The following is a 23,633-nucleotide window of genomic DNA, read 5'->3' on the forward strand; positions in this document are numbered from 1 at the left end:
TTATATTACTATTGGTAACTTAGCTGTCAATCCGCACCCAACGATCATTTTGTGCTATTCACGTAGGTCTCCAGCACCCCGGTGATGGCGCCGCTGAGGGTATCTTCCGCAACATTTCGGGCGAGCACGCCGTTACACGCGGCGGTGCTGAGCGCGTCCGCCGCACCAATGATGGCCGTCAGTACCGCTTCTCCCTGAACGCCTTTCAGGACGACAAAAGGGGAAAGCGCGGTACGCAGGCAGTCGGCGCATTCGGCAACGCACGCCTCACGAAACGACTGCAACGCGCGAGAGCCGGACAGCGCCGCGGCGATGGGCCCGGTTTCGGGCCCGGCGGTCATGGCGCAATCAATATAGGCGGCGCTGAAAAAGCGGATCGTCTTGTCCAGCGTTTTGCTGTCTACAGCCAGCGTCTCACGGAATTTTGCTAACTGCCGATCGCTATAATCCTGATACAAGGCCATCAGCAACCCTTCACGATCGCCAAAATGGTCGTAGGGGATAGGCTTGGTCACGTTGGCCCGCTCCGCCAGGTAACCCAACGTCAGTGCCTCCGTGCCTTGCTGGCGGACAATTCCGCGCGCCACTTCCAGCAGCTGTACGCGGCGATCCTCTTTTCTTAAGCGCTTAACAACCATGCTTTCCTCGGAACAGTTATCTACTTAGGGTAGTTTACACGTTTTCTGCCGGGGACTGCACGCGCTGTTCCGCAGGGCGGATCCGGAACCAGATCGCATACATCGCAGGCAGGAACACCAGCGTAATGGCCGTACCGCCTAAGGTTCCGCCAATCAACGTGTAAGCCAGGGTTCCCCAGAATACCGAATGCGTCAGAGGAATAAACGCCAGCACGGCGGCAAGTGCCGTCAGCAGTACGGGCCGGGCTCGCTGAACCGTCGCCTCGACCACCGCGTGGAACGGATCGAGACCGTCCTTCTGGTTATGATCGATTTGCCCAATCAGGATCAGCGTATTGCGCATAAGAATGCCTGAAAGGGCGATCAACCCCACCAGCGCGTTGATGCCAAACGGCTGATTGAAAATCAACAGGGTCGGCACCACGCCAATCAGCCCCAGCGGCGCGGTAAGGAACACCATCACCATCGCCGAGAGCGAACGCACCTGCAGAATGATGATCAGCAGCGTCAGCGCAATCATGATCGGGAACAGCGGAATCATTGCCTGCGTGGCTTTGCCCGATTCCTCAATCGAACCGGCCATCTCAATGCGGTATCCGGCCGGTAGCGTATCTATAATCGGCTGGAGCTGTTTCATGATGGCGACCGATACATCCGGTGGCTGAAGATTGTCGGCGATATCACCCCGCACGGTAATGGTCGGAGTGCGGTCGCGGCGGCGCAAAATCGGGTCTTCCATACCGATCTCAATCTTGCCAATTTGAGACAGCGGAACGCGCTGCCCCGCATTGCCGACGAGGGTAAAACCCTCAATTTTTGCCGGGTCGAGACGGATATCCCCCGCGGCGCGCCCCATGACCTCTACCGAGCGAATATCTTCCCGCACGGCAGTAATTGGCACGCCTGAGAGCAAGAACTGAAGCTGCTCAGCCACGGCACTGGACGTTAATCCGGTGGCCTGCAGACGGTTTTGATCGAGGGTGAAATGCAATACCGGAACGCGTGATCCCCAGTCGGTATTGACGGTACGCATCATCGGGCTTGCCTGTAGCACGCCTTTCACCTTGTCTGCGATATCGCGTAAGGTACCGACATCCGGCCCGGAAACGCGCCAGGCAACCGGGAAGGGCGAGTACGGGCCAAAGACCAGCTGCGTCACCCGCACGCGGGCGCCAGGCGCCAGGCCGCTGGCGACAGCCTCCCTGAGCCTGAACTTGAGCGCTTCGCGTGACGTCTCGCTGTCCGTCAGGATCACGATTTTTGCAAAAGACGGGTCAGGTAATTCGGGGGCCATCGCCAGGTAAAAGCGGGGCGATCCCTGGCCAATATAGGCCGTCACGATGTTGGCCTCAGGCTGCTGGCTCAACCATGCTTCTATTTTTGCGGTTGCGGCACGGGTCTGTTCGATTGAGGTGCCATAGGGCATCTGCACTTCAACCAGCACTTCTGGGCGATCGGATGTCGGGAAAAATTGTTTTTTTACCAGTCCCATGCCGAATATGGCGAGGATGAAAATAGCGACCACGGCACCGGCCACCCGCCATTTTCCGGCGATAACGCGGCTCAGCATCCGGCGAAAATGGTTATAACGCGGCGTGTCATAGATGGCGGCATGGCCTCCTTCCACTTTGGGAATGGCCGGGAGGATCTTCACCCCAAGATAGGGGGTAAACACCACGGCGACAAACCACGATGCAATCAGGGCGAGGCCGACAATCCAGAACATATTGCTGGTGTATTCCCCGGCGGTTGACTGGGCAAAACCGTTTGGCATAAAGCCAATTGCCGTCACCAGCGTACCCGCCAGCATTGGCGCGGCGGTATGGCTCCAGGCGTAGGCGGAGGCTTTGACCCGGTCGTAACCTTCCTCCATTTTGACCACCATCATTTCGATGGCGATAATGGCATCATCAACCAGTAAGCCGAGGGCAAGGATCAGGGAGCCCAGCGTGACGCGGTCAAAGTTTATCCCCGCGGCTTCCATCACCACGAAGACCACCGCCAGCGTCAACGGTACCGCCGCTGCAACCACCACCCCCACGCGCCAGCCCATGCTGACAAAACAGACCACCATGACCACCAGCAGGGCGACGAAGAATTTGATCATAAACTCATCCACCGCCGAGCTGATGTTCACTGACTGGTCGGTGACTTTGCTCAGGGTCATGCCCAGCGGCAGACTCGCGTTTATTTTTGCCGTTTCGGCATCCAGCGCTTTACCCAGCGCCAGACCATTCCAGCCCTCACGCATGACGATACCCAGCAGAAGGGCGGGTTCATGCTGGTTACGTATCAGCATCGTAGGGGGATCTTCATAGCCCCGTTCAACCGTCGCTACATCGGACAGCCTGAGCGTTTTGCCCTGAGCCACAACGGGTGTATCGCGGATCTTCTGCAACTCATCAAACGCGCCGTCGAGGCGGATAAACATCTGGGCGCCCCGGGTCTCAATAGAGCCCGCTGCTTTTAACGCGTTCTGATTGTTAAGGGCGTTGAAAATATCCTGCGGCGAAAGACCCAACGTAGCCAGTCGGTCATGAGAGAAAGCGATGTATATCCGCTCCGCCTGTTCGCCGATAATGTTCACTTTCTTCACGCCGGGTACGTGCAAAAGTTGCTGGCGCATGGCTTCGGCATCACGTACCAGCTGCCGCTGGGGTTCACCTTTCGCTTTCAGGGCAAAAAGGGCAAAGGTGACATCGGCAAATTCGTCATTGATCATCGGGCCGATCGTCCCGGCAGGGAGGTTCAGGGATTCGTCTCCCAGCTTTTTCCGCGCCTGATAGAACGCCTCCTGCACCTCTGCGGGGGGTGTTTTGTCTTGCAACGATAAGGTGATAAACGCCATGCCGGGGCGGGTATAGGTTTCCGTCCGGTCATACCATTTGAGCTCCTGCAGGCGTTTTTCCAGCGGTTCGGCGACCTGATCCTGCATCTCCTGCGCGGTTGCGCCGGGCCAGACGGATATCACCGTCATTTGCTTCACCGTAAAAGGGGGATCTTCCGCGCGGCCAAGCCCAAAAAAGGCGTAGATACCGGCAATCGTCACAAGGACGATCAGAAACAGGGTGATGGAGCGCTCGCGCACGGCAAGCGCTGACAGGTTGAAGCGACTTCCGCTCATGGCGTGTTCTCCGCCAGCGCGGCATTGCGTTGTTCTGCAAGCCTGACGATTTCACCCTCGTGCAAAAGGTGTGCGCCCAGCGCCACAATCTTCTCGCCTGGCTTCACGCTGCCCGTGACCTGCGCGGCATCTTCACCCACGCTCAGCACCTTCACCGGCGTCCAGGTAACCTTTGCCGGCCTGGCGGAAATGCGCCAGACACCGGGGCCTTTGCCAGCATCGTAGAGTGAGGCGAGCGGAACCTGCATGACCTGACGTTCCGCTTTTGGGTCCTGAACGTTCAGCGTGACGGTTGCCCCCAGCGGCGCGTTTGCCAGGTCACCATTCAGCACGTAGCGGGCTTCATAGGTGCGGGTTGTGGCATCGGCTGAATCAGACAGCAGGCGCAGCGTTGCGCTGACCGGGTGTTTTTCATTGCCATAAAGTGTGGCCAGTGCAGGGCTGCCAACGGCAGGGCGCAAGGTCTCGGGGAACTGCACGAGCGCTTCACGTTGTCCCGCCCTGGCGAGTCGGATCACCACTTGCCCGGCACTCACCACCTGACCTGGCTCGGCGAGGGTTTCCATCACTACCCCGTCTGAATCCGCCAGCAGTACGGCATAGCCCGTTGCGTTTTGCGCCACGTTGGCCTGCGCCCGGGCTGCGCTGAGTTCCGCTCTGGCGGAATCGGCGGCGGCTTTGATCTGATCATACTCCGAGGCGGACACGGCGCCGGACGCCACAAGACCGCGATAACGCGCCTCATCGCTGGACGCTTTTCTCGCACGCGCCTGGGCAGCATCCACCGTGCGCTGCTGTGCCTGGGCCTGTAATTTCAGGTCAACCGGATCGAGGCGCAGTAACGGCTGACCCTGTCTGACGGTTTGCCCGGTATCGACGAGTCGCTCAAGGATTTTCCCCTGAACCCTGAAACCCAAATCACTTTGCGTTCTCGCCACCACCACGCCGGTAAAGGCGTGAGCAGTATTGTTCGCAAGCTCGATGGCGGCGGATCTGACAAGCGGTGGCTTTGTGCGCGGATCGTCACTCGCGGAATTATCGCCGCACGCCACGAGGACAAACGGCAGAAGGCTAACGGCAAGGCGGGCTGTATTGAGCCTGAGCATGGGAAACCCTTATAGAAGTAACAGGACAGTTTCCGCATTCTCAGACTAGTGACCAATAAAGTCAATGGTCACTCATCAGGGGGCCAGGCTTCTTAATACCAGCGAAGAGAGAAGCACCGCCGCAGTGGGGGCCGTTTCGAGGTTGTATTGCAGCTGTATGGGATTGATATAAGGGCACATCACCATGTGGATAGCCTGCGTGACCTCATCCAGCGGCGTTTTTCTTTCGAATTCACCCGCCTGCCTGCCTTCAATAATGATGCTCTCAATCAGCTTCATCAGGCCGTCTGTATACCTTTCAGTAGACGGCCATTTGTCCCGTGCGGCGACGGCGGCAATGTCGTAAAGCTTCCGATCGTGGAAAAACAGCTCGCTTCCGGCCTCGGTAAGCGCTTTGAACAGACGGCGTAATTTTTCGCTGGCTGACGGCGCATCCTCGATGGCAGAAAGCACCGCCGCCATGATCAGCTCCAGGCGGTTAGCGCAGATCACCTCGCCAATAGCCTGTTTGGAATCGAAAAACTTATAAATGTAGGACTTAGAGAAACCGATGGATTTCGCGAGTTCGGCGACGGTGGTTTTTTCATAGCCGTAATGCCCGAAGTGCTCAAAAGCCGCTTCGACGATTTGCTCTCTGACAGAATGGTCAAGTGGACCACGTATTGATGGGGCGTTCATATTTTTAGTCATTATTTAAGCTTAGCGTGACAGGCCAGGATTGACAACGAGTGACCATTTTGTCATTTGGTTACTGTTGTTTCCTCATGAGTTCAAACGGGAAGACCCACCCGGTGGGGTAAGTGTATCACTGTTTTTCGCGCATTAAGGCAGCATTGTGTCGATGAATTTTAAGCGGGTTTAACCAACATTCACGCTACCGTTTTTTTAGCCAGTCGAGAAAAAACTGGCTAAACGCCGTGACCTGAAGCGGCTGCAGTTTACGCTGCGGGTAAACAAACTGTAGCCCGACATCTTTGCGGTCGTATCGGCTAAAACCGGTAAAACTGTCAGCAAACAGGACGGTGAGTCTTCCGGCCTCAACATCGTCCTTCACATCCCACCAGGATTTCCCCGCAATGCCAGCGCCGCTGAGCGCCCACTGACGAAGCAATGCCCCGTCGTCGCACACCATGGCTGGCTCTACGCGAACGACACTTTCCTCGCCATCTTTTTCAAAGCGCCATTCGTTCATCACCACGCCCTGAGACTCAAGTGCAAGGCATCGGTGATGGGCTAACTCCGCAAATGTGGCGGGGACGCCGCGGTTGCTAAGATACGCCGCAGAGGCCACCAGCACCCGATGATTTGGGCGGATGTTTCTGACGACCAGGCTGCTGTCCGGCAGGTTACCGAAACGCACGCTCATATCCAGCCGGTTAGCGACCAGATCTTCAACATGTTCTCTTAACGCGATGAAAAATTTCACGTCAGGATGGTGTCGGGAAAATTCCACCACGGCGGGGCTAAGATACTGTCTGCCAAAATCCGAGGGGGCAGAAAGGCGAATATTGCCGCTGAGGACGCCCTCTTTTTGCGTCAGGAGCGACTCGGCATGGCGCATCTCTTCCAGCACGCGCAGCGCGGCATGATAAAACTCTTCTCCGGCACGGGTCAGCGTGATGGATCGCGTTGAACGGTGAAACAGGCGAGTCTGGTAACGTTCTTCAATCGCCTTCAGTCTGGCCGTCATGGTCGCAGGAGAGAGCGACAGCCGTCGTCCGGCGGCGGAAAGTCCCCTGGCCTCGGCCACTTCAACCAGCAATGCCATATCTTCAAGCTTGCCCATTATTCATATTTTCCGAAAAGTGCATCAGTTTTCAGTGTGATTATCAAAATGAAATACCGCCTGTAAAGTGATTTCATCCAAACCATAAGGGATGAAAACATGAACCGTTCCTCACTTTTTGACCGTTACCGGTTGGGTCAGCAGGACCTGAAAAACCGTATCGTTATGGCGCCAATGACCCGCGCGCGTTCCCTTCAGCCAGGCAATATTCCCTCGTCGCTGATGGCGGAATACTACCGGCAGCGGGCCAGCGCGGGTTTAATCATCACCGAAGCCACCCAGATCTCCCCGCAGGGCCAGGGATACTCCTGGACTCCCGGCATCCATTCGCCGGAGCAGGTTTCAGGATGGCAACTCACGACGGGGGCCGTGCATCAGGCGGGCGGGGTGATTTTTTCTCAGCTCTGGCACGTCGGGCGAATGTCGCACGCCAGTTTTCATCAGGATGGTCTGCCCGTGGCCCCGTCAGCGCTGGCACCGGACGCGAAAGTGTGGGTGGTGAACGAAAAGGGCGAAGGCCAAATGGTTGACTGCCCGCAGCCAAGAACGCTGACGCGCAAAGACATTCACGGCATCATCGCGGACTATCGCCAGGCGGCACTGAATGCCGTCCAGGCCGGCTTTGATGGCGTGGAAGTTCACGGCGGAAACGGCTATTTGATTGACCAGTTCCTGCGTCAAACCTCCAATAAACGCACGGACGAGTATGGCGGCACGCTTGCTAACCGGATCCGCTTTGCCCAGGAGGTCTTGAACGCGATTGCGGAGGCCATTGGGCCCGAGCGTACGGGCATCCGCCTTTCGCCGTTTATTACCCAGCGGGGGATGAATGACCCGCAGGTGATCGATGCCATCCTCGCTCTGGCGGCCTGGTGCGAACAACACGGGATAGCATTCATCCACCTGGCGGAAGCCGACTGGGACGACGCGCCGCAGGTACCCGACACTTTCCGTCAATCCCTGCGCGAGACGTTTAGCGGAACCCTTATCGTCGCGGGCAACTATGACCTTAACAAAGCCGAACAAATACTTACGGCTGGCTATGCCGATTTAATTGCCTTCGGAAGGCCATTTATTGCCAACCCGGATTTACCTCACCGGCTGGCGCACAAGTTGCCGCTGGCCCAGGTGCGCGATCCCGCCACGCTGTTTGGTGGCAGTGCGACGGGATATACCGATTATCCCACCTTGCCGTTATCCTGATAAATTATCGAGAGAAAATAATGAACTATTCGACCTGTTTTCGTTCTGCCTTATTGCCGCTTATTTTTATCGGTCTGTCGGGCGCTGCTTATTCGGCGCAGGAGGAGTGGGTGAAACCACAGCAGCTGATTGTCGATAAAAGCCTGCCGCAGGCGCAATTAGCCGCGAATGAGGCTGCAGCCAGAAAATATGCAACGTTCTGGAATACGGGGACGCCGTCTCTGGCGCGTGAAGCGCTTGCAGTTAACTTTATTGATAAAACGCCGCCGGAAGGGCGTAAGCAGGGACCCGAGGGCGCTATTTTAGCCTCCCGGGCATTTCGTACTGCCGTACCTGATTTGCGCTGTGACGTTGAGCAGATGGTTATTTCCGGTAATCGTGTGGTCTCCCATTTACATTTTCACGGCACGTTTACCGGAACATTTGGCGAGCTAAAAGGAAAGGGGCAGAAAATAGATTTTATCGCCACGGATATCTATGAAATTAATGACGGTAAAATTGTGGTTAACTGGCATATTGAGGACAACCTGACGCTGATGAAACAGCTGGGCGCACTGTAAATTCATCACTCCGGGGGCGCCCCGGAGTGATGCGAAAATCCTATAACCCCAGATCGCTCAGCGAGGGGTGATCGTCCGGGCGTCTGCCCTGCGGCCAGTGGAACAGTCGCTCAGATTCTTTTATTGGCATATCGTTCACGCAGGCAAAACGACGCTTCATCAACCCGTCCGCTTCAAACTCCCAGTTTTCATTGCCGTAGGAACGGTACCAGTTGCCGGAATCATCATGCCATTCATAAGCATAGCGCACCGCGATCCGGTTATCCGTAAATGCCCAGAGCTCCTTAATCAGGCGGTAACCCAGCTCTTTTTTCCACTTCCGTTCCAGAAACGCCTGCGCTTCTTCACGGTTGGTGGCGAATTCTGCGCGGTTGCGCCATTGGGTATCCAGCGAATAGGCCAGCGCGACTTTTGCCGGGTCGCGACTGTTCCAGCCGTCTTCGGCGAGTCTGACTTTTTCGATGGCGCTTTCACGGGTGAAGGGCGGTAAAGGAGGGCGTGTATTCATGGCGATTACCTCAGTGTGATATTATGTAGACAGATCTGTCTACTTGCGTTAATCTATGCCTGAAAAATAACGTTGTCAACATCCCTTTTTGAGGCTGCCGAAAAATGAAAACAGAACCCGCAAGCAACGAGACAAAAATCAGCGTCAGGGATAAAATATTACATACCGCTCACGATCTCTTTTATTCCACGGGCTTCAAGGCAACGGGCGTGGATACGTTGATTAAAGAGGCGAAAGTGACCAAGGTAACTTTCTATCGCCACTTTCCGAGTAAAAGTTTATTGATTCTCGCCTATTTGAACTATCGGCATGAAATATGGATGAACTGGTTTGAAGCCTCATTGCGGCGTAATCTCAACGCCGGTCAGACATCGTCAGAGGCATTATCTGCCACGCTTTACGAATGGTTTGTTTCACCCGAGTTTCACGGCTGCGCGTTTATTAACGCCAGTGCTGAGGCGAAGTCTGAAGATATTGAAAGTGAAATAAAGGCGATATGCCGTGACCATAAACTCGAAACAAAGAAAATGATTACGTCGCTGACGAAGGTCACTGATGAGCGCGTGATCAACGAAATCATGTTGCTTATTGACGGCGCCATTATTCATGCGCAAATGGGCGTGGAGACGGATGCTGTCCTCCACTCGTTATCACGCGGTCTGGAACAGTTAATGGAAAAATAAGCTTTTCCGGGGGGCTTAACGGCTGTAAACACCCGCACCCCAGTAACCGGTACGGGGGCGGGTCTGTTCTTTCCAGCCTGATGCGAGCAGTTCTTTCGCAATATACCGGTTGATAATTCCGTGTCCCATCAGCAGGACGGGTGCGTCGGCATCCTTCGCTGCCTTCATCAGGATCCCCGCCGCCTTAGCGGCACGGATTTTTGCGACGCTAACCGATCTATAAAATATTTTTATGCGCGCTTATTCTGTGGGAATGCGCTGGGCATAACCATTCAGGGTAAAGGAAACGGAAAATGAGAACACAGAAGCGATGTCTGGGGTGCGTGGCTATTGTGGTTGATGACTACGATCGTGCAATTGAATACTACACCGACAAGCTGGGGTTTACCCTTGTCGAGGACACGCCGCAGCAGGATAAACGCTGGGTCGTCGTCACGCCAAATCCGGAAAGCGACTGCAATATTCTGCTGGCACGAGCTTCTAATGAGAGGCAGGAAGCCTTTATCGGCAATCAATGCGGTGGCCGTGTTTTCCTGTTCCTTCAGACGGATGATTTTTGGCGCGATTACCATGCCATGAAAGAAAAAGGCGTTCATTTCTGTGAAGCACCTCGTGAGGAAGAGTACGGTACGGTGGTGGTGTTTGAAGATCTCTACGGCAACCGCTGGGACCTCTTTCAAAAGGCCCAGGGCTGAATCGCACCAGAATATTGGTCACTCCCGCTGCGCCAGAGAAAGCGCGCTGGCGCTGGCGGGATCGAACAGTGACAGGCTCTCTATCTGATTGAGTAAAATCACCTTTCGGAATGACATAGCGCTGCGGGGTTCGGAGTCGAGCGTAATGTCATGCTCCGCATACCACTTGCTGTAATTATTCTCGATGCGCAAATTCATTGTCTTCTCGTCTCTGTACCCGCTTAACATCGGTATTAGCACAATATTGGCCGTGTTTTCGTATTCCAGCGTCGCGGTGTGGATCATGCCGATATATATCCGCCGCGACCGAAGCGTCACCTGCGCCAGCTCGCCTTGCTCCATACACTGATAGAGCAGTTGTTCAATACCGCTCGACTGGGCAAGCCGTTTGTAGAGCTTTTTCCGGCTTTCACCGTCCAGCCTGGCGCTGCCTGCCCAGTTGGAGCGATAGAGGCAAAACAGGATGGCAAACGCCAGCATCACGACCACAGGCGCCTGAATGCCTAAAAAACTCCAGTTCATAAAGTCGATTTGCCAGTCGGTATATTTCGGTGAGGCAAAGTGAAAGGCGTTATTGGCGGCAGAAAGGGCGAGAAGCAGGAGCCAAAGCAGTCCCGTGGCAACCACGCCCTGGAGCACGAAAATACAGCCATAAAGCGCAACAAGGAAATAGACGTCCCAGCCGAAAGAGCGCTTGATTTTAAAGCGCGTCGACAGATCGCGACTGGTGTACCAGTACCCGCACACCATCAGCACCATAAATATCGCCGTTCCCATATCAGGCCCTCTTCAGCGCGTTGACGTGCCGCAGAAAATCCTGCCGTACCTCATTGCTTTTGTAGTTCACCGATGCATTCCCGTCCTGGTCGATGATGATGCGGTCACCATCCTCCACGGCTTCGATGATCTCCTGCTGACTCATCACCTGCAGCAAGGATTCAGGGCTTGAGAAAAATGAGAAAAAGAAACGTCTCACGTCAGGCATCCTTATGAATTTAAAAGAATAAGCCTGGAAGAAGATTGGGAGATTTGCCTTAAGTTTAAACTGAAAAAACAAAGCCGGGTGGCGGCTACGCCTTACCCGGCCTACAAAAGACAGTTTTTGGTCTGACATTAACTTATTGATATATTTGAAATATTAAAAATAGATATGCACAAACTTGGACAAATAACGTTAATTGTGTAAGTTTTAATTATGCGATTACGCCACGTTGTTTACAGCCAGGATGTGACCCATGAGCACTTTGCCCTCTGTCGTGAGTCGGTTTGTTGAGTACTACAGCGCACTGGATAGCCAGCCGCCCTCCGCACTGGTCGGGCTTTATCATTCGGATGCCACGCTAATCGATCCGTTCGGCGAGCACGACGGTATCTTTGCGCTTCAGCGCTATTTCACCCATCTGCTGGCGAATGTCGAAAACTGCCGTTTTACCATTGATCCACCGCTGTGCAGTGAAAACCGCTTTGTTGTGACCTGGGTGATGCACTGGTCGCACCCGCGCATCGCCGGAGGGGACCCGCTCGAACTGCCGGGCTGTTCGGTGGTGGACACGGAAAAGGGTCTTATCACGCGTCAGCGCGACTACTACGATGCGGGAGAGATGATCTACGAACATCTTCCGCTGCTGGGCTGGGCGGTACGCGGCGTGAAGCGGAGGGTGAAATCATGAAAACGGTACTGATCACCGGCGCAAGCTCGGGTATTGGCGCCGGGCTGGCGACCTCCTTCGCTGCGGAGGGGTACCACGTGATTGCCTGTGGGCGGGATCCTGCGCGCCTTGAAGCCTTGCATCAGACCTGCCCCAATCTCACGGTTCGCCTGTTCGATATGACAGACAGGGACGCCTGTCGCCAGGCGCTGAGCGGCGTTTACGCCGATCTGGTTATTCTCTGCGCCGGTACCTGCGAGTACCTCGATCGGGGCGTAGTGGACGCGGCGCTGGTGGAGCGGGTTATGAACACCAATTTCCTCGGCCCGGTGAACTGTCTTGCCGCGTTGCAGCCGCAGCTGGCTGCCGGCAACCGCGTGGTGCTGGTGAGTTCGATGGCCCACTGGCTTCCGTTCCCGCGGGCAGAAGCCTACGGCGCGTCTAAAGCCGCGCTGAGCTGGTTTGCGGACAGTCTGCGCCTGGACTGGGAGCCCAAAGGGATTGCCGTCACGGTGATCTCCCCAGGCTTTGTCGATACCCCCCTGACGCGCAAAAACGATTTCGCCATGCCGGGCAGGGTGAGCGTTGACGAGGCGGTCAAGGCGATCCGTTCCGGACTGGCGAAAGGGAAAATGCACATCGCGTTTCCCACCCGGTTCGGCTTCATTTTGCGGCTGCTCTCCAGGCTACCCGCGTTTTTGCAGCGCACACTGCTGCGCAGGATGGTACGTTCATGAAGATTGCGATTATCGGCAGCGGAATTGCCGGGCTGACCTGCGCCTGGCGGCTGGCCGGTCACCATCAGGTGACCCTGTTTGAAGCGGGAGCCACGCCTGGCGGCCATACCGCAACGGTAGATGTCTCGACGCCACAGGGCAACTGGGCGATTGATACCGGCTTTATCGTCTACAACGACCGGACCTATCCGCGCTTTATGGGCCTGCTCAGCGAGCTCGGCATCAGCGGGCAAAAAACGCAGATGAGCTTTTCGGTGCACAACCCCCAGACGGGGCTGGAGTACAACGGACACACCCTGACATCGCTGTTTGCCCAGCGCCGAAATCTGGTGAATCCGGCATTCTGGCGTCTGCTCGGAGAGATCGTCCGCTTTAATCGGCTGGCAAAACAGGCGCTGGAAGGGGACGTGGATCCGCACGCTACGCTGGAGACGTTTCTTCAACAGCATGGCTTCACGCCGTTTTTTGCGCGCCACTACATTCTGCCGATGGGCGCCGCCATCTGGTCGTCGTCGTTGCAGGAGATGAAGCGTTTCCCGCTGCCGCTCTTCCTGCGCTTTTTTAATCATCATGGTCTGCTGGATATTACCCATCGTCCGCAGTGGTACGTGGTACCGGGCGGCTCGCGGGAGTACATCCGCGCCATGCTGGAAAAGCTGGGCGACCGCCTGACGTTACGCCTGAACGCGCCGGTGCAGCGTGTCAGCCGCCACAAAGACGGGGTCACGCTTCAGCTCGAAAACGCCAGCCATACCTTCGATCAGGTGATTTTTGCCTGCCACTCCGCCGAGGCGCTGGCCATGCTTGAGGCGCCGACGCCAGCAGAGCGCGAGGTGCTGGGGGATATCGGCTGGCAGCGCAACGAGGTAATTTTGCACAGCGATCCGCGCTGGCTGCCGGTACGCAAGCGCGCGTGGGCCAGCTGGAACTACCGCCTGAGCGAGCATGAGCAGGCCAGCGCCTGCGTCACCTACAACATGAACATTCTGCAAGGGCTGCCAGAGGGGAGCCCTCTGTTCTGCGTCACCCTGAACCCGGAAACGCCGGTGGATGAACGCTTCGTGTTACAGCGCTTTGTTTATGAACATCCGCTATTTAACCCGCAAAGCTGGCGGGCGCAGGCGCGTCGCGGTGAGATCAACGGTCACCAGCGAAGCTGGTTCTGCGGGGCTTACTGGTACAACGGTTTTCACGAGGATGGCGTGCGCAGCGCGCTGGACGTGGTCAACGCGATCGCGGCCGGAGAGGGGAACTAAGATGAACAGCTGCCTCTATCACGGCGTATTACGCCACCGCCGCCTCCAGCCGAAAACCCACGAATTTCGCTACAGCGTCTTTATGGCCTGGCTGGATCTGGATGAACTGCCGCTGCTGGCTGACGTCGGCGTACGGCGCAATCGCTTCGCCGCCGCCGCGTTTTATGACACGGACTATCCGCTGGGTACGCCGCTCAAAGAGAACGTCCTGAACACGCTGGAGGGGCTCACCGGAGAACGTCCCGGCGGACGAGTCATGCTCCTGACGCAGCTGCGCTATTTCGGGTTTCATTTCAATCCGGTCAACTTTTACTACTGCTATGACGAGAAGGGGACGTTGGGCTGGGTGCTGGCGGAGGTCCGCAACACGCCGTGGAACGAGCGGCATTACTATGCCGTCAACGGACAGGACGCGCAGCCGACGGAAAAAGCGTTTCACGTTTCCCCCTTCAACCCAATGGACATGATCTACCACTGGCGCTTCAACAACCCGGATAACACCTTGCATATGCACATTGAAAATCATCAGGACGCGAAGGTGTTTGACGCCACGCTGGCGCTACGCCGGGAGCCTCTGACGCGTCCGGCACTGCGTGCGTTACTGCTGCGCATTCCACTGATGACCCTGAAAACCGTTTTCGCTATTTACTGGCAGGCGCTGAGGCTGTGGCTCAAGCGCGTGCCGCTGCATAACCATCCCGTCAGCAGGAGTGAACGCTCATGACCGATCCCGTCTTTGCGCTAGAACCCGATATCCCGCGCAACGTCCGCATTGCGCGTTGGCTGCTTTTCCGTCTGTTAAGCGGTATTCGTGGCGGCTCGCTCACGCTGCGTGAAGGGGCACAGACATTCCATTTTGGCGAGACATCCTCCGCGCTGCACGCCGACATTCAGATCCTCGCGCCCGGCGTCTACTGGCGCGTCTTAACGGGCGGGAGCCTTGCCGCCGCAGAAGCCTGGATGGATGGCGAATGGGAAACCACGCAACTCACGCCGCTTCTGGAAATCCTGGCCCTTAATGGCGAGGTGCTTGGCCGTCTGGAGAAAGGGTTCCGGCTGCTCGGTAGACCGCTGGAGCGGCTGCGCCACTGGACGCGGCGCAATTCCCGGGCCCAGGCGCGTGAAAATATTGCCGCGCATTACGACCTGGGCAATACCTTTTATTCACATTTTCTGGATAAGGAGCTGCTTTACTCCAGCGCCCTGTTTACTGCGGATGAGCAGGATCTCACGGCGGCGCAGCAGGCCAAAATGGCGCGTCTGTGCGAACAGCTGGCGCTGTGTGAGTCCGATCACCTGCTGGAAATCGGTACCGGCTGGGGGGCGATGGCGGAATACGCGGCACGTCACTACGGCTGTCGGGTAACCACCACCACGCTGTCGCAGGAGCAGTATATCTGGGCAACCGAGCGGATCGCCCGCGCCGGGTTGCAGGACCGCGTTGAGGTTCTGCTTTGTGATTATCGCGACCTCACCGGGCAGTACGACAAGCTGGTCTCGATAGAGATGATTGAAGCCGTCGGGCAACGCTATCTGCCCGTGTTCTTCCGAACCTGTCAGGCGCGGCTGCGCCCGGGTGGCCGGATGGCGATTCAGGCCATTACCATTCAGGACCAGCGCTACCGCGACTACAGCAAAAGCGTCGATTTTATCCAGCGCTACATTTTCCCCGGCGGCTTCCTGCCGAGCATCACAGCGATGAATGAGCTGATGACGCGCCATACCGATTTTGTGGTCCGTAACCTCTTTGACATGGGGCCAGACTATGCCCGCACGCTGGCCCACTGGCGGCAGCGCTTTGTTCATGCCTGGCAGGAGATTGAAAAGCTCGGCTTCGACGAACGGTTCCGCCGTATGTGGCTGTACTACTTTGGCTACTGCGAAGCCGGGTTTAACGCCCGCACCATCAGCGTGGTGCAACTGACCGCCGAACGCGTATGAGACGTTATCTTCAGGTCTTTCTGCTGGCCGTCGGGTTCGATCTTTACTGGGCGCTGGTGGTGATCTTTCGTGAGCAGGGCCTGATTATCTGGCTTGCGCTGGCGGTGCTCGCCTGCCTGTTTTTGCCGCCGGTATACCGCCTTTACGCCATCGGTCTGGCGGCAGCGGGCAGCGTACTGGATGCGCTCTGGGCGTTGACGGGGCTGATTGCCTTCACCGGCGAGTCCCTGATGCCGCTATGGATGGTGGCATTGTGGCTGATGTTCGCCACCGTCTGGACACAGCTTGCGCGCACGACCACGTTACCCGGCTGGCTGCTGACGCTGCTGGCCGCCGTGGGAGGGCCGGTGGCGTACCTGATTGGCGAGCGGCTGGGTGCTATCACCTTTCAGGAGCCGACCTTTATCGTCGTCAGCTGGATGGTGCCGGGCTGGCTGGTATTAATGTTGTTTTTCCACCTGCTGATGGGGAGACAAAAATGAGAGCAGCGGTTTTCCTCCTTTGGCTGACGATGGTGATCCCTGCGGCCCACGCCGCCGACTGGCTGGCCTGGCGTAAGGTGGGTGACGCCACGCTCACCTGGGGCCCGTTTACGGTTTATACCTCCCAGCTGCGCACGCCGGACGGTCGCTACCGCGCGGCGGATCAGGATCAGGCGTTGATTATCACCTACGCGCGCGACATTGAACGTGATGAACTGGTGGAGGCCACGCGCGATCAGTGGCAGGCGCAGGGGATTTTGCAGCGGGAGCCGCAAAGCGAAGGCTGGTTACAGATGCTTCGTTCGCTGTGGCCGGATGTCCGGCCGGGCTCACAGCTGGCGTTTGTCCTCGATGATAAGCAGGGACAGTTCTGGTACCGCGCGTCAGCAACGCAGAAAAGCTTTATTCCACTTGGCCCGCGCCAGTCAGAAGCATTCAGCACGCGCTTTCTGGCCATCTGGCTCGATCCCCGCACGCAATATCCTGAACTGCGTCAGCAGTTACTTGGAGGACAAAAATGAAACGTTTCCTGATGATGGTGCTGGCATTGACCATGCTGCTGGCAGGCTGTAGCACAGAGGTGGCCGAGTATCGCCAGCAGCAGCCACGGCTTGATATCTTCGACTACTTCCAGGGGAAAACCGAAGCGTGGGGCATGGTGCAGGATCGCAGCGGTAAACAGATCCGCCGCTTTCACGTGGAGATTGCCGGGGATGTTATCGGCGATACGCTGACGCTCAATGAGCACTTCGTGTATGACGATGGCGAGAAGCAACAGCGGGTATGGCACATCCGCAGGCTGGGGAACGATCGCTACGAGGGAACGGCGGGGGATATCGAAGGGGTCGCTACGGGGCAGGCGGCAGGTAACGCCTTTAACTGGCATTACAGCATGAAGGTCAAAGCCAACGGCAGTAGCTGGCTACTGAAGTTTGACGACTGGATGTACCTTCAGGATGAGACCCATCTGTTTAATAAAACCGAGATGAAGAAATTTGGCGTCACCGTCGCCACGGTGACGCTGTTCTTTACCCGGAAGACGTGAGTCTAGTCGCGGGCGCTGTAGATTTTGCTGCTCGAGTAGATGAAATACAGCGCAATCCCCAGGCAGATAACCGCGCCCAGACGGCTCGGCGAAAAGGGAATAGCGGGATTACCCAACCAGCCAAAGTTATCTATCAACATGCTCATGGTGAGCTGGCCGAATATCACCGCCACCGTGGCGACGGCGGTGCCGATGCGCTGTACGGCAAGCACCATAATCACGATATAGGGCACGCCAAACATCGCGCCGAGGAGCTGCCATTTGGGTACGTCCAGCAGCGTGACCGCATGCTTAGGCTCAAAGAAAAATATGAGCAGGGCGGTCACCAGTGCGCCGACGGAAAAGGTCAGAAACGCGCTTTTGAATACCCCCACGCTGCTGCCGAGCTGTCCGTTAATCGCGGCCTGAATGCTCAGCGTAGCGCCGCCGCAAACGGCGAGAAGAATCATAATCAGTGTCATACGTTACCCCTGTGCGACCAGAACCAGTGCCGCAATGATGAACCCCAGTGCAATAATGCGCTTCGCATTTATCTTTCTGTGCGGCGAGCCCAGCAGACCGTAGTGGTCAATGATCAGGCTTTTAAAGACCTGACCGGCCAAAATCCCAATCATGGTCATTGCGATGCCGATGGCGGGTGTCGCAACGGTCAGGATGACCACGTACACCGGGCCGAGCACGCCGCCGAGCAACTGCCAGCCGGGCTGGGCAAAAAACGAGGGGCTGTTACGCGGGCTAAAAAACAGCATCAGTAAAAACGTCAGCGCGGCACCGACCCCAAAAATGCTGAACGTGGCCCATAAGTCGCCCACTTCGCCCCCCAGTGGCCCCAGTAACCCCGCCTCGATGGAGAGACCCATCCCTCCGGCTATCACCAGTAAAATCAACACAAACTGCATAACGCTTCCTCCGTTTTAAGGCGAAGAAGATTACGTCGGTCGTCCAGTGAGAAAAATGCCATAATGCAGGAAACACCTTTGCAGGAAATGCATTAATGTTCGATGCCAGTAATATCAACGTCCGCGCGCTGCTGATCTTTATTGAGGTCTATGAAGCGCAGAATTTCTCCGTCGTCGCGCGGCGGCAGGGGATATCAGCCTCACAGATATCGCGCGTTATTCACCAGCTTGAGGATGCCCTCGGTCAGCAGCTGTTCTACCGCAATACGCGCGCGGTGATCCCCACCGAAAGTGGTCATCTGTTTATCCGCTATGCCCGGGCGATGGTCGAAAACGTCGAAGAGGCGCGGCGTGAGCTGGATGAACGTTCGTCGGAACCATCCGGCACAATTCGCATTAATGGGCCGGTATTTTTTGGGCAGAGGCATGTTGCGCCAGGCCTGGCGGAGCTGACCGAGCGTTATCCGCGGTTAAACATTGAGCTCACGCTGACCGATGACTTTATCGACCCGCACCGGGATGCGGCCGATCTTATCTTTCGCATTGGCATGTTGACGGACTCGACGTTCCACGCCCGCATTTTTGGTCAGCAGCGTTACCACCTTGCCGCGTCGCCCGCGTATCTGCGCAAACACGGTGTGCCGGACGATCCGGCCACGCTGAGCGATCATCAATGTCTGGTCTATCGCGGTTCGTCCGGGCCTAACCGCTGGCTGGTGCGTCGCGAGGGGGAGAACTGGATACACTATCCGGTGGTGGCGCGGATGACATCCAATAATGCGGAGTCGTTGCTCACTGCCGCGCTTGGCGGGATGGGGATCGTCCTGTTTCCGGACTGGCTGATTGGCGACAGGCTCCAGCGGGGAGAGCTTGTCGCACTTCTGCCGGAAATGGCGTGTGCGATCAACACGGAGCCGCTGAACATTGCGGCGATCTATCCACATGCACGTCATCCGCCCCTGAACGTCAGGGCGGTGATTGATTATTACGTCGAACGCTTTGGTACGCCGCCGTACTGGCAAACGTAAAGGATCACGCGCCGAGCTCTTTGCGGATAATCTCTGCGCCTGCGCTGAGGGCTCGCAGCTTACCGTTTGCGACGTGACGGGAAAGGGGGGCCATACCGCAGTTGGTCGAAGGGTAAAGCTTGTCGGCATCGACAAACTGCAGCGCTTTACGCAGGGTATCGGCGACTTCCTCCGGCGTTTCAACGGTGTTCGTTGCCACATCAATCGCGCCAACCATCACTTTTTTACCGCGGATCAGCGCCAGCAGATCCATCGGCACGCGGGAGTTGTGGCACTCCAGAGAGATAATGTCGATGTTCGAGGTCTGCAGCTTAGGGAAAGCCTCTTCGTACTGGCGCCACTCAGAGCCGAGCGTTTTTTTCCAGTCGGTATTGGCTTTGATGCCGTAGCCATAGCAGATATGGACCGCAGTTTCGCACTTCAGCCCTTCAATGGCGCGTTCCAGCGCGGCGATGCCCCAGTCGTTGACCTCGTCAAAAAAGACGTTAAATGCCGGTTCGTCGAACTGGATAATATCCACGCCTGCAGCCTCTAGCTCCCGCGCTTCCTGATTGAGGATTTTGGCGAATTCCCAGGCCAGCTTTTCGCGGCTTTTATAGTGCGCGTCGTAAAGGGTGTCGATCATGGTCATCGGTCCGGGGAGGGCCCATTTGATCGGCTTATCCGTGAGCTGGCGCAGGTACTTTGCATCGTCGACGAATACCGGTTTCTGACGTGCCACAGCAGAAACCACGGTCGGCACGCTGGCGTCATAACGGTTACGAATGCGTACCGTCTGGCGGTTTTCAAAATCCACGCCGCTCAGGTGTTCGATAAAGGTGGTGACGAAGTGCTGGCGGGTCTGTTCGCCGTCGCTGACAATGTCGATTCCCGCACGGATCTGCTCATCCAGTGACAAACGCAGCGCATCCTGTTTTCCTGCCAGTAATTCCTGATCCTCTAATTTCCACGGAGACCACAGCGTTTCAGGTTGTGCAAGCCAGGTCGGCTTAGGCAGGCTGCCAGCCGTAGACGTCGGGAGCAATGTTTTCATAATAAAAGACCTATTTTGATGAATTAAAGCGTGTAGTTATCAGACCACTGCTCAAGAATGTGTTTATAAGGCTTAATAAAGTATTCTTCGGTGAATCGACCCTGTTCAATCGCCAGACGGCTTCGTTCTTCACGGTCATAAACAATTTTGGTGAATGAGTGATCCTGCTGGTTCAGATCCGGTCGGAAGCACAGTCCCGCCGACGAGTTGGCGTTATAAATTTCCGGGCGATAGATTTTCTGAAACGTTTCCATCGTGCTGATGGTGGCGATCAGTTCAAGATTGCTGTAATCATTCAGCAAATCACCGGTATAAAAGAACGCAAAAGGCGCCACGCTGTTTTCTGGCATGAAATAGCGCACCTTCAGGCCCATTTTGGCAAAGTACAGTTCCGTTAATGACTCGCCATCCGGCTGATACTCAATGCCAAGTACAGGATGCTGGTTGCCGGTGCGGCGGTAGGTGTCTTTGCTGGAAACGCTGAGGCAGATCACCGGTCCTTTTCTGAAGTTCTCTTTGTATTCCGGCGAACTCACAAAATGGCGGAATATGTTGCCGTGCAATTCACCAAACTTTTCCGGAACGCTGAAGTGCTGTTGGTTCTTGTTATGTTCCAGCAGCAGAACGCTGAAATCATAATCCCGCACGTAAGACGAAAAGTTATTGCCGACAATCCCCGGGATACGCAGGTTGTTTTTCTTGTCGACGATGGTGGTTTGCAATATCTCAATGGCCGGGAACGGCTTATCCGCACCAATGTTCAGATCGACAGAGATAATTTCAAGCTCAACCGCGTAGCGATCGGCGTTGGGGTTATCCCAGCGCGCCAGTGCGTTGAAGCGGTTATTGATCATCACCAGGGTATTGCGCAGGTTTTCCTGACGCTTTTCTCCGCGCGCCAGGTTGGCAAAGTTGGTGGTGGTACGCGTATTTTCTGACGGGTTGTAATTCTCATCGAAGCAACTGCGCTTAAGGGTATAGGTGAAAGCTTTGCTCATTGTCGTTATGCATCCTAAGTTCATGTTGCTAAGAAGTTACCGATGCATAATTTATGCCTGACCCCGCGGCGCAGGGGAAGTGACTTAATTTCACTGCAACATGAGCGAAGTTCATGAAGCGTGATACTCGCGTGTCGCTGCCTTCTTGCCGGGTGGCGCTGCGCTTACCCGGCCTACGGTGCAGCGTCGTATATGTGCTTTGCCGTTGCCGTTAACCCGCTGTAGAGGATTGGCTTTTTTTTATTTCTGTTCAATTCCCGCTATAATCCCCAAAATTTCCAACCGGTTTAGAAACGATCATGACAAAACTCACCTTACAAGAGCAGATGCTGAAAGCGGGCCTCGTTAGCAGCAAGAAAGCGGCGAAAGTGCAGCGTACGGCAAAGAAATCACGCGTTCAGGCTCGTGAGGCGCGCGAAGCAGTAGAAGAGAATAAAAAAGCGCAGATCGAGCGTGACAAGCAGCTCAGCGAACAGCAGAAGCAGGCCGTGCTGGCAAAAGAGTTTAAAGCACAGGTGAAGCAGCTGATTGAGATGAACCGCATCACCGTGGCGAAAGGCAATATCACCTTTAACTTCACTGACGGTAATCTGATCAAAAAACTCGACGTCGACAAGCAAACCCAGACTCAGCTGATCAACGGCCGTCTGGCGATTGCCCGTCTGGTGATTAACGCCAGCGGCGACTGTGAATACGCGATTATCCCGGCAGTCGTGGCCGATAAAATTGCCCAGCGTGATGCCGACTGCATTGTGTTAAACAGCGCGCTCAGTCAGGAAGAGCAGGATGAAGACGATCCCTACGCGGACTTCAAAATCCCTGACGATTTGATGTGGTAAACCGCCGTCAGAACGGGGCGGTGTGACGGGCAGTAACCGGCTCGCCGCTCACCGGATGAATAAAATTCAGCTCGCAGGCATGCAGCATCAGCCGGGGCGTAATTTCCGCCCCCGGCGCGTCAAGACCGCCATACAGATCGCAGCCCAGAATCGGGTGCCCCAGCTGCTGGCAATGAATACGCAGCTGATGGGTTCGCCCGGTTTCCGGGGTAAGCGTCACCCGCGTTAACGGCACTCCCGTTCCCTGATAAAAACGTTCCACCACCCGATAGCGGGAGCGGGCGGGTTTACCGTTAATGGCGCAGATTGACATCAGCGGGAACAGCGCCGGATCTTTGGCAATCGGGGCATCTATCACGCCCTCATCGTTTTCCAGATGTCCGCAAAGCAGGGCGCTGTAAACTTTCTCCACGCTGCGCTGGCTGAACTGCTGGCAGAGCGCCGCATTGATCGCTTTATTACGCGCAATCACCATCAGCCCGGACGTGCCGAAATCGAGACGATGTACCAGCGTGCAGCCCGGGAACGTCTGAACCAGACGATAATGGACAGAATCAAGGTTTTGCGGATTTTTCCCCGAGAGGCTGAGCAGACCGGAAGGCTTATTGATCAGCAGCAGATGTTCATCCTGCCAGAGGATCTCGATGTCGTCATGACACGGTGGGGCAATAAAAGAATCAATAATCGCAGACATCAGGCCGCCCGGCTGGAGAGTGGGAGCGGATGATAACGAAATGTGCAGAAAAGAAAAACCCTCCCACCGGGCGGTGAGAGGGGGAAATCTTAGGCGGCAACCAGGCTGTCGATCGCGGCTTTCGCGTCGGTCTGCGCTTTCGTCGCCACTTCAGGACCGTAAGCGATGCCTTCCGCGAACACGAAGTTCACGTCAGTGATGCCGATGAAGCCCAGGAACAGGCTCAGGTACGGCGCAACCAGGTCGGTTGGGGTGTCTTTATGGATACCGCCGCGGCTGGTCAGTACGATCGCACGCTTGCCTTTCACCAGACCTTCAGGGCCGTTTTCAGTGTAACGGAAGGTTACGCCAGCACGCGCCACCAGGTCGAAGTAGTTCTTCAGCTGAGTAGGGATGTTGAAGTTGTACATTGGGGCGTTAATCACGATAACGTCGTGCGCCTGCAGCTCAGCAATCAGTTCGTCGGACAGGGCCAGGGCTTCCTGCTGACGCGGGCTCAGCGGAGCATCGCTCGGACGCAGCGCGCCAACCAGTTCACCGTCCAGCACAGGAATAGGGTTTGCCGCCAGGTCGCGCACGGTGATTTCGTCAGCGGAATGCTGTTCACGCCACTGTTCAACGAAATAATCAGACAGCTGACCAGACTGAGAGTACCCTGCCAGAATACTGGATTTCAACACTAATACTTTGCTCATGGGTGATTCCTGTTTTTGCATTTGATTGAAGGGG

Annotated in this window: 29 protein-coding genes; 14 read left to right on the top strand and 15 right to left on the bottom strand. The window is 56.1% G+C overall.

Annotated features, from left to right (window positions below):
* Nucleotides 1-44 precede the first annotated feature (44 nt).
* From ACMGGM_RS01390 to ACMGGM_RS01410, 5 genes are all read right to left on the bottom strand, one after another.
* Nucleotides 45-638 carry a TetR/AcrR family transcriptional regulator gene (locus ACMGGM_RS01390; RefSeq protein WP_032636662.1) on the bottom strand — a complete coding sequence of 198 codons (594 nt, stop codon included), beginning with the start codon at nucleotides 636-638 and terminating at the stop codon, nucleotides 45-47.
* A gap of 34 nt (nucleotides 639-672) precedes the next feature.
* Complete coding sequence (locus tag ACMGGM_RS01395; protein WP_045282067.1) at nucleotides 673-3,762, bottom strand: efflux RND transporter permease subunit; 3,090 nt, start codon at nucleotides 3,760-3,762, stop codon at nucleotides 673-675.
* Entirely contained in the window at nucleotides 3,759-4,868 is a 1,110-nt protein-coding gene (locus ACMGGM_RS01400; protein ID WP_014883732.1) for an efflux RND transporter periplasmic adaptor subunit, read from the bottom strand. The genes ACMGGM_RS01395 and ACMGGM_RS01400 overlap by 4 nt, the downstream gene beginning before the upstream one ends.
* 75 nt (nucleotides 4,869-4,943) lie before the next feature.
* On the bottom strand, nucleotides 4,944-5,558 hold the full coding sequence (locus ACMGGM_RS01405; protein ID WP_014883733.1) for a TetR/AcrR family transcriptional regulator: 615 nt from the start codon (nucleotides 5,556-5,558) through the stop codon (nucleotides 4,944-4,946).
* 184 nt (nucleotides 5,559-5,742) lie between these two features.
* Nucleotides 5,743-6,654, bottom strand: a complete 912-nt coding sequence (locus tag ACMGGM_RS01410; RefSeq protein ID WP_063943096.1) for a LysR family transcriptional regulator — start codon at nucleotides 6,652-6,654, stop codon at nucleotides 5,743-5,745.
* Nucleotides 6,655-6,753: 99 nt separating this feature from the next.
* Between ACMGGM_RS01410 and ACMGGM_RS01415 the strand changes: the two genes are divergently transcribed.
* Complete coding sequence (locus tag ACMGGM_RS01415; protein ID WP_045135150.1) at nucleotides 6,754-7,857, top strand: alkene reductase; 1,104 nt, start codon at nucleotides 6,754-6,756, stop codon at nucleotides 7,855-7,857.
* Nucleotides 7,858-7,877: 20 nt separating this feature from the next.
* Nucleotides 7,878-8,417 carry an ester cyclase gene (locus ACMGGM_RS01420; RefSeq protein WP_063943099.1) on the top strand — a complete coding sequence of 180 codons (540 nt, stop codon included), beginning with the start codon at nucleotides 7,878-7,880 and terminating at the stop codon, nucleotides 8,415-8,417.
* 40 nt (nucleotides 8,418-8,457) lie between these two features.
* Here ACMGGM_RS01420 and ACMGGM_RS01425 read toward each other — a convergent pair whose 3' ends face one another.
* A complete protein-coding gene (locus ACMGGM_RS01425) occupies nucleotides 8,458-8,925 on the bottom strand; it encodes a DUF1348 family protein (RefSeq protein ID WP_014883739.1) in 468 nt (155 codons plus the stop codon).
* A gap of 104 nt (nucleotides 8,926-9,029) precedes the next feature.
* Here ACMGGM_RS01425 and ACMGGM_RS01430 point away from each other — a divergent pair, with 104 nt between their 5' ends.
* Nucleotides 9,030-9,608 (top strand): TetR/AcrR family transcriptional regulator, encoded by a 579-nt coding sequence (locus tag ACMGGM_RS01430; protein WP_063943101.1) that lies wholly within the window; start codon nucleotides 9,030-9,032, stop codon nucleotides 9,606-9,608.
* Between the two features lie 15 nt (nucleotides 9,609-9,623).
* On the opposite strand, the gene ACMGGM_RS01435 is transcribed toward ACMGGM_RS01430, so the two are convergent.
* A complete protein-coding gene (locus ACMGGM_RS01435; RefSeq protein ID WP_117582027.1) occupies nucleotides 9,624-9,776 on the bottom strand; it encodes a phosphoglycerate mutase in 153 nt (50 codons plus the stop codon).
* A 125-nt stretch (nucleotides 9,777-9,901) separates the two neighbouring features.
* Here ACMGGM_RS01435 and ACMGGM_RS01440 point away from each other — a divergent pair, with 125 nt between their 5' ends.
* A complete protein-coding gene (locus ACMGGM_RS01440; RefSeq protein ID WP_023330350.1) occupies nucleotides 9,902-10,303 on the top strand; it encodes a VOC family protein in 402 nt (133 codons plus the stop codon).
* 18 nt (nucleotides 10,304-10,321) lie between these two features.
* Here the strand turns inward: ACMGGM_RS01440 and ACMGGM_RS01445 are convergent, their stop codons facing one another.
* Both ACMGGM_RS01445 and ACMGGM_RS01450 read right to left on the bottom strand, forming a co-directional pair.
* Entirely contained in the window at nucleotides 10,322-11,080 is a 759-nt protein-coding gene (locus tag ACMGGM_RS01445) for a hypothetical protein (protein ID WP_023330351.1), read from the bottom strand.
* 1 nt (nucleotide 11,081) lies between these two features.
* On the bottom strand, nucleotides 11,082-11,279 hold the full coding sequence (locus ACMGGM_RS01450; protein ID WP_045135163.1) for a hypothetical protein: 198 nt from the start codon (nucleotides 11,277-11,279) through the stop codon (nucleotides 11,082-11,084).
* A 259-nt stretch (nucleotides 11,280-11,538) separates the two neighbouring features.
* Here ACMGGM_RS01450 and ACMGGM_RS01455 point away from each other — a divergent pair, with 259 nt between their 5' ends.
* From ACMGGM_RS01455 to ACMGGM_RS01490, 8 genes are read left to right on the top strand one after another with little or no spacing between them, the layout of a single operon-like run.
* On the top strand, nucleotides 11,539-11,973 hold the full coding sequence (locus ACMGGM_RS01455) for a nuclear transport factor 2 family protein (RefSeq protein ID WP_014883743.1): 435 nt from the start codon (nucleotides 11,539-11,541) through the stop codon (nucleotides 11,971-11,973).
* Entirely contained in the window at nucleotides 11,970-12,689 is a 720-nt protein-coding gene (locus ACMGGM_RS01460) for an SDR family NAD(P)-dependent oxidoreductase (protein ID WP_045135153.1), read from the top strand. The genes ACMGGM_RS01455 and ACMGGM_RS01460 overlap by 4 nt, the downstream gene beginning before the upstream one ends.
* The gene (locus ACMGGM_RS01465; protein ID WP_045135154.1) at nucleotides 12,686-13,945 is read left to right on the top strand and encodes an NAD(P)/FAD-dependent oxidoreductase; all 1,260 of its coding nucleotides are present in this window, start codon (nucleotides 12,686-12,688) and stop codon (nucleotides 13,943-13,945) included. Before ACMGGM_RS01460 ends, ACMGGM_RS01465 begins: the two co-directional genes overlap by 4 nt.
* 1 nt (nucleotide 13,946) lies before the next feature.
* On the top strand, nucleotides 13,947-14,669 hold the full coding sequence (locus ACMGGM_RS01470) for a DUF1365 domain-containing protein (RefSeq protein ID WP_014883746.1): 723 nt from the start codon (nucleotides 13,947-13,949) through the stop codon (nucleotides 14,667-14,669).
* Nucleotides 14,666-15,886, top strand: a complete 1,221-nt coding sequence (locus tag ACMGGM_RS01475; protein WP_014883747.1) for an SAM-dependent methyltransferase — start codon at nucleotides 14,666-14,668, stop codon at nucleotides 15,884-15,886. Before ACMGGM_RS01470 ends, ACMGGM_RS01475 begins: the two co-directional genes overlap by 4 nt.
* Nucleotides 15,883-16,368, top strand: a complete 486-nt coding sequence (locus ACMGGM_RS01480) for a DUF2878 domain-containing protein (RefSeq protein WP_014883748.1) — start codon at nucleotides 15,883-15,885, stop codon at nucleotides 16,366-16,368. The genes ACMGGM_RS01475 and ACMGGM_RS01480 overlap by 4 nt, the downstream gene beginning before the upstream one ends.
* Entirely contained in the window at nucleotides 16,365-16,889 is a 525-nt protein-coding gene (locus tag ACMGGM_RS01485) for a hypothetical protein (protein WP_014883749.1), read from the top strand. The genes ACMGGM_RS01480 and ACMGGM_RS01485 overlap by 4 nt, the downstream gene beginning before the upstream one ends.
* Nucleotides 16,886-17,413: a DUF3833 domain-containing protein gene (locus ACMGGM_RS01490; RefSeq protein ID WP_014883750.1), complete on the top strand. Its 528-nt coding sequence runs from the start codon at nucleotides 16,886-16,888 to the stop codon at nucleotides 17,411-17,413. The genes ACMGGM_RS01485 and ACMGGM_RS01490 overlap by 4 nt, the downstream gene beginning before the upstream one ends.
* A 2-nt stretch (nucleotides 17,414-17,415) precedes the next feature.
* Here the strand turns inward: ACMGGM_RS01490 and ACMGGM_RS01495 are convergent, their stop codons facing one another.
* Nucleotides 17,416-17,874 (bottom strand): DMT family transporter, encoded by a 459-nt coding sequence (locus ACMGGM_RS01495; RefSeq protein ID WP_023330358.1) that lies wholly within the window; start codon nucleotides 17,872-17,874, stop codon nucleotides 17,416-17,418.
* 3 nt (nucleotides 17,875-17,877) lie between these two features.
* A complete protein-coding gene (locus tag ACMGGM_RS01500) occupies nucleotides 17,878-18,312 on the bottom strand; it encodes a DMT family transporter (RefSeq protein ID WP_014883752.1) in 435 nt (144 codons plus the stop codon).
* Between the two features lie 95 nt (nucleotides 18,313-18,407).
* On the opposite strand from ACMGGM_RS01500, the gene ACMGGM_RS01505 reads away from it, so the two are divergent.
* Nucleotides 18,408-19,340, top strand: coding sequence for a LysR family transcriptional regulator (locus ACMGGM_RS01505; protein ID WP_023330359.1), 933 nt, complete (start codon nucleotides 18,408-18,410; stop codon nucleotides 19,338-19,340).
* Between the two features lie 4 nt (nucleotides 19,341-19,344).
* On the opposite strand, the gene ACMGGM_RS01510 is transcribed toward ACMGGM_RS01505, so the two are convergent.
* On the bottom strand, nucleotides 19,345-20,373 hold the full coding sequence (locus ACMGGM_RS01510) for a methionine synthase (RefSeq protein ID WP_014883754.1): 1,029 nt from the start codon (nucleotides 20,371-20,373) through the stop codon (nucleotides 19,345-19,347).
* Between the two features lie 23 nt (nucleotides 20,374-20,396).
* Nucleotides 20,397-21,371: a DUF1852 domain-containing protein gene (locus tag ACMGGM_RS01515; RefSeq protein WP_014883755.1), complete on the bottom strand. Its 975-nt coding sequence runs from the start codon at nucleotides 21,369-21,371 to the stop codon at nucleotides 20,397-20,399.
* Nucleotides 21,372-21,670: 299 nt separating this feature from the next.
* On the opposite strand from ACMGGM_RS01515, the gene ACMGGM_RS01520 reads away from it, so the two are divergent.
* Complete coding sequence (locus ACMGGM_RS01520; protein ID WP_032636630.1) at nucleotides 21,671-22,210, top strand: DUF2058 domain-containing protein; 540 nt, start codon at nucleotides 21,671-21,673, stop codon at nucleotides 22,208-22,210.
* A 7-nt stretch (nucleotides 22,211-22,217) separates the two neighbouring features.
* Here ACMGGM_RS01520 and ACMGGM_RS01525 read toward each other — a convergent pair whose 3' ends face one another.
* Together ACMGGM_RS01525 and azoR are read right to left on the bottom strand one after the other, a co-directional pair.
* The gene (locus tag ACMGGM_RS01525; protein ID WP_023330362.1) at nucleotides 22,218-22,904 is read right to left on the bottom strand and encodes an RluA family pseudouridine synthase; all 687 of its coding nucleotides are present in this window, start codon (nucleotides 22,902-22,904) and stop codon (nucleotides 22,218-22,220) included.
* A gap of 89 nt (nucleotides 22,905-22,993) precedes the next feature.
* Nucleotides 22,994-23,599, bottom strand: a complete 606-nt coding sequence (gene azoR / locus ACMGGM_RS01530; RefSeq protein ID WP_008502313.1) for an FMN-dependent NADH-azoreductase — start codon at nucleotides 23,597-23,599, stop codon at nucleotides 22,994-22,996.
* Between the last annotated feature and the right edge of the window lie 34 nt (nucleotides 23,600-23,633).

It is taken from the genome of Enterobacter sp. BNK-14 (assembly GCF_047456095.1).
Taxonomy (GTDB): domain Bacteria; phylum Pseudomonadota; class Gammaproteobacteria; order Enterobacterales; family Enterobacteriaceae; genus Enterobacter; species Enterobacter kobei.

Coding starts and splice junctions, on each gene's coding strand:
- ACMGGM_RS01390 (WP_032636662.1), bottom strand. CDS start 638: ATGGTTGTTAAGCGCTTAAGAAAAGAGGATCGCCGCGTACAGCTGCTG.
- ACMGGM_RS01395 (WP_045282067.1), bottom strand. CDS start 3,762: ATGAGCGGAAGTCGCTTCAACCTGTCAGCGCTTGCCGTGCGCGAGCGC.
- ACMGGM_RS01400 (WP_014883732.1), bottom strand. CDS start 4,868: ATGCTCAGGCTCAATACAGCCCGCCTTGCCGTTAGCCTTCTGCCGTTT.
- ACMGGM_RS01405 (WP_014883733.1), bottom strand. CDS start 5,558: ATGACTAAAAATATGAACGCCCCATCAATACGTGGTCCACTTGACCAT.
- ACMGGM_RS01410 (WP_063943096.1), bottom strand. CDS start 6,654: ATGGGCAAGCTTGAAGATATGGCATTGCTGGTTGAAGTGGCCGAGGCC.
- ACMGGM_RS01415 (WP_045135150.1), top strand. CDS start 6,754: ATGAACCGTTCCTCACTTTTTGACCGTTACCGGTTGGGTCAGCAGGAC.
- ACMGGM_RS01420 (WP_063943099.1), top strand. CDS start 7,878: ATGAACTATTCGACCTGTTTTCGTTCTGCCTTATTGCCGCTTATTTTT.
- ACMGGM_RS01425 (WP_014883739.1), bottom strand. CDS start 8,925: ATGAATACACGCCCTCCTTTACCGCCCTTCACCCGTGAAAGCGCCATC.
- ACMGGM_RS01430 (WP_063943101.1), top strand. CDS start 9,030: ATGAAAACAGAACCCGCAAGCAACGAGACAAAAATCAGCGTCAGGGAT.
- ACMGGM_RS01435 (WP_117582027.1), bottom strand. CDS start 9,776: ATGAAGGCAGCGAAGGATGCCGACGCACCCGTCCTGCTGATGGGACAC.
- ACMGGM_RS01440 (WP_023330350.1), top strand. CDS start 9,902: ATGAGAACACAGAAGCGATGTCTGGGGTGCGTGGCTATTGTGGTTGAT.
- ACMGGM_RS01445 (WP_023330351.1), bottom strand. CDS start 11,080: ATGGGAACGGCGATATTTATGGTGCTGATGGTGTGCGGGTACTGGTAC.
- ACMGGM_RS01455 (WP_014883743.1), top strand. CDS start 11,539: ATGAGCACTTTGCCCTCTGTCGTGAGTCGGTTTGTTGAGTACTACAGC.
- ACMGGM_RS01460 (WP_045135153.1), top strand. CDS start 11,970: ATGAAAACGGTACTGATCACCGGCGCAAGCTCGGGTATTGGCGCCGGG.
- ACMGGM_RS01465 (WP_045135154.1), top strand. CDS start 12,686: ATGAAGATTGCGATTATCGGCAGCGGAATTGCCGGGCTGACCTGCGCC.
- ACMGGM_RS01470 (WP_014883746.1), top strand. CDS start 13,947: ATGAACAGCTGCCTCTATCACGGCGTATTACGCCACCGCCGCCTCCAG.
- ACMGGM_RS01475 (WP_014883747.1), top strand. CDS start 14,666: ATGACCGATCCCGTCTTTGCGCTAGAACCCGATATCCCGCGCAACGTC.
- ACMGGM_RS01480 (WP_014883748.1), top strand. CDS start 15,883: ATGAGACGTTATCTTCAGGTCTTTCTGCTGGCCGTCGGGTTCGATCTT.
- ACMGGM_RS01485 (WP_014883749.1), top strand. CDS start 16,365: ATGAGAGCAGCGGTTTTCCTCCTTTGGCTGACGATGGTGATCCCTGCG.
- ACMGGM_RS01490 (WP_014883750.1), top strand. CDS start 16,886: ATGAAACGTTTCCTGATGATGGTGCTGGCATTGACCATGCTGCTGGCA.
- ACMGGM_RS01495 (WP_023330358.1), bottom strand. CDS start 17,874: ATGACACTGATTATGATTCTTCTCGCCGTTTGCGGCGGCGCTACGCTG.
- ACMGGM_RS01500 (WP_014883752.1), bottom strand. CDS start 18,312: ATGCAGTTTGTGTTGATTTTACTGGTGATAGCCGGAGGGATGGGTCTC.
- ACMGGM_RS01505 (WP_023330359.1), top strand. CDS start 18,408: ATGTTCGATGCCAGTAATATCAACGTCCGCGCGCTGCTGATCTTTATT.
- ACMGGM_RS01510 (WP_014883754.1), bottom strand. CDS start 20,373: ATGAAAACATTGCTCCCGACGTCTACGGCTGGCAGCCTGCCTAAGCCG.
- ACMGGM_RS01515 (WP_014883755.1), bottom strand. CDS start 21,371: ATGAGCAAAGCTTTCACCTATACCCTTAAGCGCAGTTGCTTCGATGAG.
- ACMGGM_RS01520 (WP_032636630.1), top strand. CDS start 21,671: ATGACAAAACTCACCTTACAAGAGCAGATGCTGAAAGCGGGCCTCGTT.
- ACMGGM_RS01525 (WP_023330362.1), bottom strand. CDS start 22,904: ATGTCTGCGATTATTGATTCTTTTATTGCCCCACCGTGTCATGACGAC.
- azoR (WP_008502313.1), bottom strand. CDS start 23,599: ATGAGCAAAGTATTAGTGTTGAAATCCAGTATTCTGGCAGGGTACTCT.